The organism is Beijerinckia sp. 28-YEA-48, assembly GCF_900104955.1.
Taxonomy (GTDB): Bacteria; Pseudomonadota; Alphaproteobacteria; order Rhizobiales; family Beijerinckiaceae; genus Terripilifer.
Genome location: NZ_FNSI01000002.1, coordinates 149,355 through 163,218, shown reverse-complemented (window position 1 = coordinate 163,218; position 13,864 = coordinate 149,355). Strand labels below are relative to the sequence as shown.

Here is a 13,864-nt window from a genome sequence, read left to right as displayed (position 1 = left end):
CAGAGGTGATGTTCAATGAGCAAGACGCGTCCTTCCCCCCATTCCCCCGAAAACGGCGGGCAAGACTCTGGGCGCGAACGGCTCAATATCGATCTCGCGTTGCAGGGCGGCGGCGCGCATGGTGCTTTCACATGGGGCGTGCTGTGCCGCATTCTCGAGGAAGATTGGCTCGATATCGAGGCCATCTCGGGCACATCGGCCGGGGCTATGAATGCGGCGGTCCTAGCTGCTGGCTTTGGAGCTGGCGGCCGCGACGGCGCGCGCGAAGCGCTCAACCAATTCTGGCGAAAGGTTTCCGAGGCGGCGAGATTTAGTCCATTCCAGCGTTCGCCACTTGATATTTTGCTCGGACGCTGGACGCTCGATACTTCCCCGCTCTTCGTCGCGTTCGATATGATGTCGCGGGTGGTCTCGCCTTACAGCCTCAACCCGATGGGCACCAATCCTCTGGGCAGTATCCTGGCTGAGATCATCGATTTCGAGGCGCTTGCGGAAAGCCCGATCAAGCTGTTCATCACGGCGACAAACGTCCGGACCGGCCGTGGCCGCGTTTTCCGTAATGCGGAGATCACACCCGATGTTCTGCTCGCGTCCGCCTGCCTCCCGACCATGTTTCAAGCCGTCGAGATCGATGGTGAAAGCTATTGGGATGGCGGTTATTCCGGCAACCCGATCATGACCCCTCTGATCGAAGAGAGTAACGCGCGCGATACAGTCTTGGTTCAAATCAACCCCGTGGACAGGCCAGGAACACCGCGGACCGCACGCGACATCCTAAACCGGCTCAACGAAGTTTCCTTCAATGCTGTGTTGCTGAAGGAACTGCGCATGATGGCGCTGCTGCAGCGCGAGGCGATCTCTAGTGCCAGCGAGGGCGGACGCTGGGCCCGCATGCGGATCCACCGTGTTACCAGCGATGCCATGACCGAGCTGGGCTATTCCTCGAAACTCAATGCGGAATGGTCGTTTCTAACGATGCTCCATGACGAGGGTCGGCGCTCCGCCGAGGCCTTCTTTCAGACGCATCGCGACGAGATCGGAAAGCGCTCGACACTCGACCTTGGCGAATTTACCAAAGGGGTTTGACCAAGTGGTCATGCGGCTGGATCATACAGCATCTGGCAAGCTCACGGAGAATTTAGGCATCACGCCGCGACCTCCGGCGATGACGGGGCGATTACGACGCGCTGCGGCTCCAACAGGGCGATCCCCTCGGGCACGGCCGCGAGCGTGTGAATATAGAAATAACTCGGTTTGGTGTCTGTCATTTCCATGACCGGCGAAGGCGCAGAAATGATCTTGAGCGCTCCAGAGCGTCCAATCCAATCAATATGACGATGCCCATGCATCGCGATCATGCGTGGCGCGATCGGTTGAAGGAGCCGCAGCAAGCGGCTGCCGTTGATGAGAGCCGTTCCGATCCGCTCCGACAAGGCTTTCGCGGGTCTTGGATATTCGGTCAGGTGGTGGTGGAGGGCCAAAATCCAGCGCGCCTTCGGAAATGTGCGGGTCGCGACGAGAACCGCCTGCATATCTTCCTCGGCGACGAGGCCGAGCGCGTTGGTGAAAGAGAAATTCGCTTCTGCATTTGAGTTCAGCAGGATAATGCCGAGCCCTTCTGGCTCCGCCGGAGGCAAAACCATCGGAAAGACGTCTGCCCAGATCGCGGCGAGGCCTGCCGACAGGCGCAGGCCGCCGCTGTCGGCAAAAGCCGCGATTTTTTTCCGGTGTGGCGCCACTGCGTCGGCGAGGCTGCCCGCCAGCTTGGTTCGGCTGTGGTCGAAGACCTGCACACGCTCGCCTTGAAGAGCCGCCATGACGGATAAGGTACGCATCTCGCGCAAACGTTTGCCTGGGCTCCCTGGCAGTTCAAGCCGGGCGGGGTTGGCGCGATCGACGATGTTAACGTCGTGGTTGCCCGGCAGAATCAGGCTACGTTCGGCAAGGGTACCGTGCCTCTCCATCGCGTCGAGGAATTCAGCCCATTCGGCCGAACGCCCGGCATCTGTCATATCCCCTGTGATCAGCAGCAGATCGAGCGGCTCGGCTGCGTGAATCTCCGCAAGTTTGTCGAGCACTTGCCGAAATCGCTCGTTGCCGCGCGGGCCAGCACGCCCGCTCTCGATCCTGAAGCCATATCGCTCCCCGACAACATGCACATCGGAGAGATGGGCAACGCGCCATCTGCGAGCTGCGGAGGGCGCGGTGTCGAAGCTCTCAAGATCGCGTGGCTGATCCATGAAGCCGTCGGCTATGCCCCAAAGCAACGACGCCAGGGCCAGATAGAGAGACATCACCACAACCGCATTGGCGAAGGCTGGAACGACAAGCTGCAGCGGATCGATGAAGTCAACGAAGTCGCTGGTCCAGCGTGTGGCAGGCCAGACGAGGGCAATGACCACGCTGGCGAGGAGGCAACCGAGCAATCCGGCACCGATCGCGCTCACGGCACGCAGGGTTGCGCGCTTATCCGGGTTATTGTGGATGGGAACGAAGTGTTCGGCTAGATGCTGCAACCCCTCCCGGCAGATGGCATAGCCCGGCTGAACCGCGAGCGCGTGCAGAGACCAGAAGCTCTTTTCTGCGATTCGAAGGAGTGGTCGAAAGCCATACCAGCCAGCCACGCCGACGAGAGCAAGCAGAACCAGAGAGCCGATCCCAGCGAGCGCCGCGATGCGTCCCGATACCTTCGCGACCCAAGCGGTCAGGATCAAGGGCGCGGCGCCCAGCAGGAGACTAGGGAGAGCCGCACCGACGATCCAGGTAAGCGCAAGTTTAACCAGGCTGATCTCGCCGAGCGAACTGCCGGCAATCGCGATTAGCGAGCGCTTCTTCGTGCTGGTTGCGTCGTCCTGGGCATCGCCGTTTCGCGGCTCGATAATCATGATGAGGAACGCTACTCTACCAATCCGCCATTGACAATCGGGCCGGGAACATCCTTCCAGCGATGCCGTTAACAGGCACTGGCCAGCGGCAATCATGTCTGAAACTGCTCACCCCCGGCCCCGCTATTGGCGTTTGCTATCTGGTTCTTCTTCTTTGAGCAGTTCCTAAACTGGCTCAGATATCTTCAGAGAAGAAGCCGGTCGATGCGATGGTTTCAGGACATGATCAGGCCTTCGAGACTCTCGTTCAAGCGAGTTTCCTAAGACAGAACGCGCTATTGGAACCGTAACTAGAGCTGACGGTTGCATAGATAATTGTTGAGCAGCAGGTTGCTTAGCGAAGCTGTATTTTCGCTGGATTGTTCCAATGAGGACGCATCATGAATGCCCAGCCAATCGGCGGCACGAGTGTCTTTTGGAGAAAATCTGAATTCTTTTTTGAATGCCCGGCTGTAGGTCGATGCATCGCTGAAGCCCCATTTCTCTGCGATGCTAGATATATGGCTGCCGTTTGCGCTGTCGGCCAAGGCATCTCGTGTCTTTAGCAATCGCTGTCGCCTGATGTAATTTGATATGCCTCCCATCGGCTCAAAAATCCGATATAAACGGGAGCGAGAAATATCGAGTTCATGACAGAGTCTTCCTGGCGTCAGATTTCGATCGGCAAGTCTCGTTGCAATGAACCTGGTCGCGCGAGCCATGAGGACCGCATCGATGGCTCCTTGCGCTTCGACGAAATGATCCCTGGATGGTGTTATACAAGCAGATATTAGACTGGTCGTAGCAGCGGCGATGAATGGAACGTCGTTCTCTGTCCGGTCGGCAAGAGAACCATATAGTAATATCATATAATCTATGATGAACCTCATCATGTCTGGGCGAATTTCGAGCGATAAAGATTGCAAGACAGCGAAATCTCGCGGAAGGAAGAGACAAAGAATGCCATCATCTTCGCCCTGATCTTGATGTGGAGCCGCTAGGCATTGCCAACGTAATTGGCTCATTTCCGGGCGCCCATTATCCGATGAAATGGTTTGTGGCATTGAAATGAGCCAATGGTCGAATATGGGGTTCTTCTTGCTGCTCCAGCGGCGGAAGTAACCAGTTCCGGGATATTCGATTAAGGCCAGAACGAGGCTACCCAATTGCCACACACGCTCACGCGCGGTGAACGTTTCGAACTTATCTCGAAGCAATTCGACGTCGGCAATGTTCGAGTGCCAACTCCGAAAGAGATCGTACTGTTCGGCAGGTGGCGCCGATGAGGTATTGATGTCGATTGCGCATTTCAAAGGCCGTTGACCTCCGGTTGCGCCGCTTCCGCCAGCAGTGCAGGCATTACCATGCATGTCGTACCTAATTATTTCGGAGAGAAGGAAAGGCCGAGAGAGTTGTTGATAAGGAGGTCTTGGAGCGTGCAACGCTCATCCCTTGCTTGACTGATACTCAGCCAAGCGGAGTGCTTGAGACCTCGCCATCCCAAATCGCGCGCCTCCTTGGGGGTTATGCCGAATTCTTTCTTGAACATCCGGCTGTAACCGGAGATGTCTGTGAAACCCCATTCTTCGGCAACGTTGGAGATCGTTCGTCGATCTGACTTGTCGGCTAAAATAGCGCGCGTCTTAAGCAATCGCTTGCGACGAATGTAGTTGGTGGCTCCTCCCGCCGGTTCGAATATCCGATAGAGACGGGATCGTGAGACGCCGGCTGCATGGCAGAGTTTGTCCGGCGTGAGATTGCGATCATTAAGCCGCTCTTGGACAATCTGGGCAATGCGAGCCGTTTTGACGGCATCGATCTGTCCCTGTGCTGCTGCGATATTATCGTTTGACGATGTAAGGGCCGCCGTGAAAATATTGCTCGTCGCTGCAACGATATGAGGTAGATCGCTTTCTCTAAGAATAGGAACCGAGCGGTATAAAAGAAGCATGTAGTCCGCCAAGAAGCTTAGCGTAACGTCGCGGATTTCGAGTCTTAAAAAATTGGTTCCAAGCAACGTGCGTGGCAAATAGAGCAAGATGAATAGATCATCATGGGTCAACCCACTATCGGGTAACGCTAAGCACCTCATTCGAGGCTTTCCTGCGATCATATCGCCGCCAAGGGAGTGAGAAAACGGTACCGACAGCACCAAATGATCCAGCAGTGGCCGTTTTTGATGCTCCCATCGAATGGTGTGTCCGGACCCAGGAAGCTTGATTGCGCTGAGTGCAAGATCTCCCAACTGCCATGTCTGCTGGCGAGCCGGGAATACAGGGCGCTCGGCTCGCAGTAGCTGGATTTCGGCGACCCCGGCGTACCAGGTTCGGTAAACGTCGAATTGTTCCGCTGGGGACGTCGACGAAGTATCCAGATCGATAGCAGGGCGGAGAGCCAAAATAATTCCGAAATAGGGGCAATCAGATCGCGGCTATCAGAGGCCTGAAGCCGACTAATCTCTATCCACTTTCCGACACGACACTGCCTAACGCGCAAGGAGCGGGCGCGCGCCTGGATGGCATATTAAGTGGCTGTGGGAGTGTCGTCTGTACCGTGTAGGGCCCGCCGGTTCTTGGTCCGGGCGGGGGAGTTTTTATCTTACGTTTCTAAAGGTTCGGGTGTCGAATGAGTTTCTTCGGCCGGGTTGCATTTCTCCGGCAACTGTCCTTCGGTCGGAACCGGCGTCGCGTTTAGTGCAGAGCTTCTCTGGAACGTTCCGAACCTGATTGGGTCTACAACGCCAGCTCATTCCGAGATGGGGTATGCGATGATGTCTAAAGGGAAGTATGCACGATCCAACTGAATGACAGGGCAGAAACTAACCGTTCGACCAGGGTCCTTGTTCCGCTTCCGAGAGCTGGCGACCTGCTCTCCCTCAATTGAAGATCGGATCATCCGCGTCTCCCCAAATACGTCGCCGCGTCTCGCTGGGCGAGCATCCAAAGAGCGCCGCATAGGCACCGGCGAAACGCCCGAGGTGCCAGAAGCTAAAGCTCATGGCGATATCAGTGATCGAGAGACGATTGCCCTCCGTTAGGATGAGGCCGTGTGCGGCCCGTAACCGTCGCTCCCGCTCATAGGCGCGAAGGTTTAGTCCCAGATGTTCTTGGAAAGCGCGCTCCAAGGTTCGCTCACCGACACCCAGTACGTCGCAGATGGCACTGACCGAAACCGGACTCCGCGGCTTCGTTTCGAGGATCGCGAGCGTGGCATCAACAATATTGCGCCGATCACGGGAGCCGAAGCTACGGGCGGACGGTACCTCCGTCCCCGAGAGCATCCGCGCGAGCGCGGCGCCCGCCTCGCTCGCTGCAACCGCCAAGCTGGGACCAAGGTCGCAGCTGCGTCGCGCTGCAAGTTCTGCAAAACGGACAGTCCGTAGCAGCTTCTGCTGAAGTTCTAGTTCGGCTCCTGGGGCGAAACGCTGCTCGTGCACCCCGGGCAACAGCCAGCTTCGTCGATTTGGGTTTGAAGCAGATGCTGCACGCAACGAATCGAGTGCGGAGTCGCGCAGACCGACCCGCATGAGGCGATAGCTGCCGGGCATCTCAAGGTTGAATTCCGTTCTCGGACCGAGGATCCGCAACCTTGGTATTTCACTCCGTTCCCCGTTGAAGTTGGTACCTTCGCCCCAAAGGAACACTGCTGTCAGGGCATTGTCATTGATCGCTCCCGACATCGCGATGCCACCTTTGTCTCGCAGGTCGAGGACGAACGCATCGCCATAGTCGATGGTCGCCAGTCGCGATGTGTGGCGTTGCGCACCGATCTGTCGGACATGGAATTCCGCGTCGGGATCGGACTCACGGGTGCGGGCCACGACTGAGTTGTATTTCCGTGCGTACCAGCTCGGGGCCCCCAGCATCCATAGCCTCCACAAGATGTCATCCATGCTACGGAATACCGGACTCGTCCGCTTTTCCTTAACTCGGACATCAGCAAACGATTAGGATCGTGACCCGAATTTAACCATCTTGCCGACGGCAATCACGTTCGTACTCATGGATTGAATGTCGCGATTCGTGCGACCTCGTAGCGCCTAATATCTAATTATGAATGAGGAAAGTGGAAGGCAACGTGCGAGTTTGTATACATGTGGTATCGTCGTTCTAGCGGTCTATTTGCTCGGATGTTGCAACTATCGTGGAGGCGGGCAGCGCACATATTGATCGTGAGACGAAATTTAATTCCATGAGCGATCGCATTATTTTGGATCAGTCAAGGGAAGGCATTCTCTTTGGCCAGGGCTGCGAGCCTGCTCCATGGGAAGCGAGCCGCCTCTATGATGGGGTCTATCTTGAAGTGCGACTTTACAGCGATACCGATAGTTTATCGCATGTAAGGAACCGTCGATGACGGTGATCGTGATGAGCCGCATGGAGATAGAGCGGTGCGGGCCTGGCTCGGCATGAGGATATTGCTTGCCGAAATCCAGCTGAGACCGCCGTTGCTGCAGACATATATATTGCTACCAGGAATCCACTCAGCCCTTGCTACGTCACACGCACCGGCCCGGTGTAGTAAGGTAGCCGGTCGATACGCGGAGACCAGCGCCCCTCCTCCACAACCTGGTTGACATACGCGGCGATGTCTTCCATCGGCCCCGTGGTCAGTTGCTTGCGGGAACCCGCGCCTCTCGCAAATACAGGCCGAACGGAAAGTGGTGCGGACGACGGGACGCGAACCCGTACTCTGACAGAGAAGCAGATTTTCTTACCGATTTTCGCCGCCGCCTTTTGGCGTTCGCTCGGTCGTGGTCTTTAAGATCGCGCGCAGGACGATGCCCTCTCCGGCAGACGGCAGCGAGACTGTCGCCATCCCAATTCCAGGAATAATGGAGAGCCCCCGCACGACGACAACACATCGCGCCGGCTTGCGGCGATCAAGCAGTGGGTCAAAAGCGCGTATAGAAACCGATGGGCGCCTACCACCTTTCAGACCGAAGTGACTCAGGAGATCACTGCCTAAGCCGCTGGACGATGGCTGGCGATGATTTGGCCTGCCGCCTGACCGGTCACCTCCGCCATATGGCCGAACTGGCGGGTAAAACCGCCGACGCCGGCCGTGGCCGAGCGCAGTTCCACGATCAGATCACCGATCAACGCTTCCGGCATCGTCGCTCGCACCACATCCCAGCCCAGCCATCCCTCGCGAGTACCGAAGCTGAGTATCTGGCCGCGTCGGCCAGATATGATCGAGTTGACCTTCGCGACGGCATCGCTCGGGCATACGATCTCCACGACATGGATGGGTTCGAGCAGCACCGGCGTACAATGCGGGAGTGCCTCTGTGACGCCGATGCGGGCGGCGGTGCGGAACGCCTGATCGGACGAATCGACGCTGTGATAGGAGCCGTCGGTCAGCGTCACCTCCACATCGACGACAGGAAAACCGAGCGGACCGTGCATCAACCCGTCGCCGACCCCCTGCTCGACTGCGCCGATGTAGTTCTTCGGCACCGCGCCGCCGACGATGGTCTCACGAAACACTGTGCCTGAGCCGCGCGCCAGCGGCTTGATGTCCAACACCACATCGCCGAACTGACCGTGGCCGCCTGATTGCTTCTTATGCCGTCCGCGCTGTGTGGTTGGCTTGCGGATGGTCTCCTGATAGCCGACCGGCGGCGCATGCTGCTTCACGCTGATACCGAAACGATCCTGCAACCGCTCCATCGCAACGCGTAGATGCATTTCGCCATGCCCCCACAGCACCATCTGATGTGTGATCGAATTGTGGACCACACTGAGCGAGGGATCTTCGTCGGTCAGGCGCGTCAATGCTTGTCCGAGCTTGACGTCGTCTTTGCGGTCATTTGCAATGATGGCAATCGCCAGCACCGGCGGAGCGGGCACGACATTGGCAAGGGCAGCAGGTGGGGTCTTGCCGGTGGTCAGTGTCTCGCAAGTCTCCACCGTTTCAAGCTTGCCGAGCGTCACCGTATCACCCGCCGCAGCGGAGCTGCGCTTGCCGTCGGTGCCGCTGTTCGTTGCAAAAATGCCGGAGACACGCCCCGTCTTCCCACCGGATGACATAACGGCATCACCGTCGGTGAACTGGCCGCGCAAGACGCGCGTGAGCGACAGTTTGCCGCCGTGCTGAAGGTGCGTGGTTTTCATGATGTAGGCCAGCCCCGTCTTCTCGTCGGACACACCAAGACGCCGCGCGGTGTTGGCCACGCCGGGCACTTCGTGGCGTAGCGCCTTCATCAGCCGCAGTATCCCGTTCTCGCGCGCGGCGGAGCCGAGCAGCACCGGACAGATTTGTCCTTGCCGCAATTCGCTGGCGAGTTCGTCGAACACCGCGTCGCGTGGCGGCGGAATATCTTCCAGCAGTTGCTCCAGCAGCCTGTCGTCGTGGTCTGCTAGCTTCTCCAGCATGATGAGACGGGCATCCTTCTCTCGGTCGAGATCACCCGGCTCAAGACCAATCACCTCGGAGGGCATATGTTCGCGATAGACGAAAGCGCGCTCGAGCGCGAGATCGACAAAGCCAGAGATGATGTCTCCCTTCCAGATCGGAATCTGCCGCAGTACAAGCGGCGTGCGCGACGCTGGCTGCAGCATCGCCAGCGTTTCGCGGATCCGCTTGTTGGCCTTGTCAATCTTGTTGAGAAACAGGAAACGCGGGATGCCAAGGTTTTCCAGTTCGCGGAGCAAGAGTTGCAACTGTGGTAGCTTGCGTTCGTCGGCCTCGCACACAACCACCGCAGCATCGACCGCGGGCAGAACCGCGCGCATCTCGTGTGCGAATTCCACCGACCCAGGACAATCGATGAACGTGAAGCTGTCGCCCATGAAAGTGGCGGTTGCCATCGTCAGGCCCACACTCATCTGATGCAGGCGCGCCTCTGGAGACGAATCCCCAACGGTGTTTCTTGCCTCGACTGCGCCTGCTTTAGGAATCGCTCCGGTTCGGCACAGGATAGCTTCGAGTAACGTGGTTTTACCACTTTGGAACGGGCCCACCAGTGCGATGCACCGGGGACCGCGTGGACTTCTTACATCATCATGTCCCATCTTCAGCCTCCTGTCTGAACACGGCCCTCTCTGAGTGAAGTACCAATGAGAAGCATGCCACAAGTCCGGGCCCATGGGGATGGTAAATCCGGCCGCAGTCAGGACATTCACGCCAGAAACCCAACACCCGGGGCAATATGAACCGCCCCAGGTTTACCGGAGGCTCCAACGCCTGAGACGTTGGAGCCATCATGAGCAAATGCCGGAAGTTCGCAGCCGTGCGATTTCGGCCGGTCCTCGATCACGCACACGAGCACTCATCCCGATAGGTCGCGATTATGTCGGTCGCCGCGAAGATCGGATGGGCGGCGCAGACGCTGATGCGTCGTCCTCCGTAACGTCGGAGAACAGGAACAGCATAAGCAAGGCGCGGCCGTGCCACGTGATGTTGACGCGCCACGCCGAATAGCTACAGGTCCTGAGCTTAGTTTTCGGCTGCGCGCCGGACTGCGTCCTCGACCGTCCGCCAGATGAGCGTGCAGATGACGTCCGGTGTCCGATCGACAGCCAACTCCGCGTAGGTTTGAAAACTGGTCATGACGAACAGCAAATCCGTCAGATCCTTGGTCGTCGCCTCGGCGAGGTCGCCCCGCGCTGCGAGACGGCCGACCAGCACCGAGATGGCCTTGCGGCGGCGTTCGTTGCGCTGACGAAGGCTGACTTCGAATTCGGCGTCGCCCAAGGTCGCTGCGTGCAAGCCGCCGAGCGATGCCTGATCGAAACTCCAGAAGCCACAGAAAACGTCGACCAGCCTACGCAGCGCCGCCCGCGGATCGGGGTCGGCCATGACATCGCGCAGCCGATGCAGCCCGCCATTGGCGGCGCGATCGTCGAAGACAGCTTCTAGCAGGGCGCGGCGGGAGCCAAACTGGTTGTAGACGGTCAGCCGCGTCACGCTCGCCTCCTTGGCGACGGACTCCAGCGAAAAGCCGCCGGCGCCCCGGGCGCGAAGTACCTCCGCTGCAGCCGCAGTGATGCGCAGTCGTGTCTGTTCGGCGGCCTCGGCGCGAACGCGGCTCCGGTACGGGCGCAGGGTCATATTGTCTTGTGCCTCATTTAAGTATACATATTGTAAAGTCAATTATCTACCAAGCGAGGCTTTGATGCAAGTGACCCTGATGATCGTGGCAGTGCTGCATGTGCTACCGGCAGTGTTCTGGGCCGGTACAACCTTTATGCTGGCGCGAACCGCCGGCGCCGGCGCGGAACAGCTGGCCATTCCCCAGATGGGAGCAGCGGCGGTGACCGTAATCGCCGGTGTAGCCTTGTGGGTCGTGCTGCATCTCGATGGCTCCGGAACCATGGAACGCGTACTAGCCGTTGGCGCAGGTTGTGCCATCGTGGCAGCCGGTCTGCAGGCGCTTTCGCTGCCGGCGGTCTGGCGATTGCGGACCGCCGCATCCGAGGCTGACGCGGCGGCGTCGCGCGGCAGGATCGCGATCGCCCAGCGCGTTGCTGCAGGGCTGCTGGCCGTGGCTGTCGTGTGCATGGCAGTGTCTCGCTATGTCTGAAGCTCTTAAGGGCCGCGTCGCACTTGTAACTGGCAGCTCGCGTGGCATCGGGGCTGCCGTGGCTAGGCTGTTTGCCAGCGAAGGCGCGCTGGTGGCGTTGCATGGGCGCGATACCGAAGCACTCGAGGCGGTGCGGCGCGATATCCACGATTTAGGCGGACAGGCGATAGAAGTTGCAGGCGATGTCACCGACTTCCGCGCGATCGAGACCATGCGGCTGCGTATCGAGCGCGAGCTCGGGCCGGTCGACATCTTAGTGGCGAACGCAGGCGGCAGCTTCACCCCGCCTGCAATGATCGAAGATATCCCTGAGGACGGGTGGCGCGCTTCTGTCGAGGGAAACCTCACAGCCACCTTCCTGACCCTGAAGTGCTTCCTGCCGAGCATGAAGGCGCGAAAGCGCGGCGCCATCGTAACAGTCTCGTCGGCTGCCGCGCGCAAACCGCACCCCCGCGCGCCCATCCCCTATGCAGTGGCGAAGGCGGGCATTGTGATTTTGACCCAAGATGTCGCGGCTCAGGCCGGGCCGTATGGCATTCGCGTGAACTGCGTCGCCCCCGAGACGATCCTGACCGAGCGCAATCTGGAGCGGATACCGCAGGCACAGCAGGAGCAGCTGCGTGCCGAACATCCCATTCAGCGCCTGGGAACACCCGAGGATGTGGCCCACGCTATACTCTATCTGACTTCGGACGCCGCCGGCTGGATCACCGGCGTCGTCCTCGACGTGGCGGGCGGTGCGGTGATGATCTAGCCGGTGTCGGACATACACCCTGACATTCGTTCTCAGCTGACACGGTCATCCAAGCTGGGGCGCCCGAAAGGATTCGAACCTCTGACCCCCAGATTCGTAGTTCATGAGATCTATCCTTTGTTTATCCGGGGATATCCGAATTCGCGATAACCTTCAGTCAACACTCGTTTTTCGGCCGCACCCTATCGAGTGGCACGTTGGCTGAGTTTGTCACTCCTCCGCTTAATCGCCCAGTTTGATCCCGTATTGCCCCGTGACGCGATCCCAGCCAGCCTTTTGTCCTGCACCGGTGCGCAACGGAGGCTGCGCTCGCACGCAAGCCGTGTGAGCCGCCACGGCCCAGAATAATGGCGCGGGGAAGAACAGGTCCGGGGCCTCTGCCCGTCGGCGCCGATCGCGAAAGGGATTTCATCAATGAAACGCAATTGGACGACATCGCTCTATCGAGCGGCACTGTCGGCGCTCGCCCTCGGCGCCTTTTCACAGGCCTCGGCGCAAGACGCCGTTCGCATTGGCGTGCTGTCACCCAATACCGGTCCTTTCGCGGTCATTGGTGAGGACGTGCGCAATGGCTTCCAGCTCTATTTCGATGAGATTAAGAACCAAGCCGCTGGGAAAAAAGTAGAGTTGATCTACGAGGACTCACAAGCCAAGCCCGATGTCGGTCTGACCAAAGCGAAGAAGCTCGTTGAAAGCGACAAAGTGAACTTCGTCGGCGGCGTCGTCTCGTCGAGCGTCGCCTATGCTCTGCGCGACTATATGGTCGCGCAGAACGTGCCGCTCGTCGTGTCTGTAGCCAGCGCGGACGGCCTCACCCAGGAACTGGCGGCACCGAACATTTTTCGCACCAATAGTTCCGGCAGCCAGGCGAGCCATCCCTTTGGCAAATGGCTGTTCGAAAAAGGCTATAAGCGCATCATCATGATTGCGCCGGGCTACGCCATGGGCTTCGAGCAGACGGGAGGCATTGCGCGGACCTATGTGGAGGCCGGCGGCAAAGTGGTGCAGACACTTTATCCGCCTCTCGGAGCAGCCGATTTCGCGCCGTTCCTCACTTCGATGAAGACTGATCAAGCTGATGCCGTCGTGGCGGTCTTCGCTGGCTCGGAAGCGATCAAATTCGTCAAGCAATATGATGAATATGGATTGCGCGGTAAAATTCCCCTCGTCGGAACGAGTCTTCTGACAGACGACTTGATTCTGGCGCAGCAAGGTAACGCCGCGCTCGGTATCATCACCGCAGCTCATTATTCCGCGGCTATCGACACACCCGGCAATCCTGCTTTTGTGAAATCCTACGAAACCAAGTATAAGCGCCCGCCGACGTTCTACGCTGAGGGCTCGTATGTTGCGGCCAAGGCCATTCACATGGCGATTGAGAAACTGAATGGCAACCTGACTGACAAGAACGCAGTCAACGAGGCGCTTAAAAACGTCGCCTTTGATTCACCACGCGGACCTTTCAAGTTCGATGCCTACAACAGTCCTGTGCACGACATCTATGCTTTCGAGGTTGCCCGTCAGAACGGAAAATTGGTCAATAAACCCATCGCCCGTTTCCCCCAGATTTCGCAGTTCTATACCTGGGAGCCGAAGCAATTTATGGCGATGAAGCCCTACCGTGATCTCGCCAACGACTGGGTTAAGTAAGTTCGCGTTTCCTTCGGCTGGCACAATCCCAGCCGAAGGAAACGTTGGTACGCCTCACCGGCGAGGCGC

Annotated in this window: 10 protein-coding genes and 1 pseudogene; 4 read left to right on the top strand and 7 right to left on the bottom strand. The window is 58.6% G+C overall.

Going from position 1 to position 13,864, the window contains the following annotated elements; all coding sequences use genetic code 11:
• The first annotated feature begins 15 nt into the window (after positions 1-15).
• Positions 16-1,086, top strand: a complete 1,071-nt coding sequence (locus BLW50_RS28625; protein WP_090710211.1) for a patatin-like phospholipase family protein — start codon at positions 16-18, stop codon at positions 1,084-1,086.
• Positions 1,087-1,145: 59 nt separating this feature from the next.
• Here the strand turns inward: BLW50_RS28625 and BLW50_RS28620 are convergent, their stop codons facing one another.
• The 7 genes and pseudogenes from BLW50_RS28620 to BLW50_RS28595 all read right to left on the bottom strand — a co-directional run bounded on the left by BLW50_RS28620 (position 1,146) and on the right by BLW50_RS28595 (position 10,919).
• The gene (locus BLW50_RS28620; RefSeq protein WP_090710209.1) at positions 1,146-2,981 is read right to left on the bottom strand and encodes a metallophosphoesterase family protein; all 1,836 of its coding nucleotides are present in this window, start codon (positions 2,979-2,981) and stop codon (positions 1,146-1,148) included.
• Positions 2,982-3,175: 194 nt separating this feature from the next.
• Complete coding sequence (locus tag BLW50_RS28615) at positions 3,176-4,234, bottom strand: helix-turn-helix domain-containing protein (protein ID WP_090710207.1); 1,059 nt, start codon at positions 4,232-4,234, stop codon at positions 3,176-3,178.
• A gap of 11 nt (positions 4,235-4,245) precedes the next feature.
• Complete coding sequence (locus tag BLW50_RS28610; RefSeq protein WP_170850437.1) at positions 4,246-5,109, bottom strand: helix-turn-helix domain-containing protein; 864 nt, start codon at positions 5,107-5,109, stop codon at positions 4,246-4,248.
• Between the two features lie 630 nt (positions 5,110-5,739).
• On the bottom strand, positions 5,740-6,729 hold the full coding sequence (locus tag BLW50_RS28605; protein WP_170850436.1) for an AraC family transcriptional regulator: 990 nt from the start codon (positions 6,727-6,729) through the stop codon (positions 5,740-5,742).
• Positions 6,730-7,828: 1,099 nt separating this feature from the next.
• Complete coding sequence (locus tag BLW50_RS28600; RefSeq protein WP_090710198.1) at positions 7,829-9,880, bottom strand: elongation factor G; 2,052 nt, start codon at positions 9,878-9,880, stop codon at positions 7,829-7,831.
• Positions 9,881-10,201: 321 nt separating this feature from the next.
• Positions 10,202-10,288: pseudogene (locus tag BLW50_RS31185) on the bottom strand (phytanoyl-CoA dioxygenase); the annotation flags it as partial.
• Positions 10,289-10,304: 16 nt separating this feature from the next.
• A complete protein-coding gene (locus BLW50_RS28595) occupies positions 10,305-10,919 on the bottom strand; it encodes a TetR/AcrR family transcriptional regulator (protein WP_090710196.1) in 615 nt (204 codons plus the stop codon).
• A gap of 64 nt (positions 10,920-10,983) precedes the next feature.
• On the opposite strand from BLW50_RS28595, the gene BLW50_RS28590 reads away from it, so the two are divergent.
• The 3 genes from BLW50_RS28590 to BLW50_RS28580 all read left to right on the top strand — a co-directional run bounded on the left by BLW50_RS28590 (position 10,984) and on the right by BLW50_RS28580 (position 13,795).
• A complete protein-coding gene (locus BLW50_RS28590) occupies positions 10,984-11,391 on the top strand; it encodes a hypothetical protein (RefSeq protein WP_090710194.1) in 408 nt (135 codons plus the stop codon).
• On the top strand, positions 11,384-12,145 hold the full coding sequence (locus tag BLW50_RS28585; RefSeq protein WP_090710191.1) for an SDR family NAD(P)-dependent oxidoreductase: 762 nt from the start codon (positions 11,384-11,386) through the stop codon (positions 12,143-12,145). Before BLW50_RS28590 ends, BLW50_RS28585 begins: the two co-directional genes overlap by 8 nt.
• 516 nt (positions 12,146-12,661) lie before the next feature.
• Positions 12,662-13,795: an ABC transporter substrate-binding protein gene (locus tag BLW50_RS28580; protein WP_170850435.1), complete on the top strand. Its 1,134-nt coding sequence runs from the start codon at positions 12,662-12,664 to the stop codon at positions 13,793-13,795.
• The last annotated feature ends 69 nt before the right edge of the window (positions 13,796-13,864 follow it).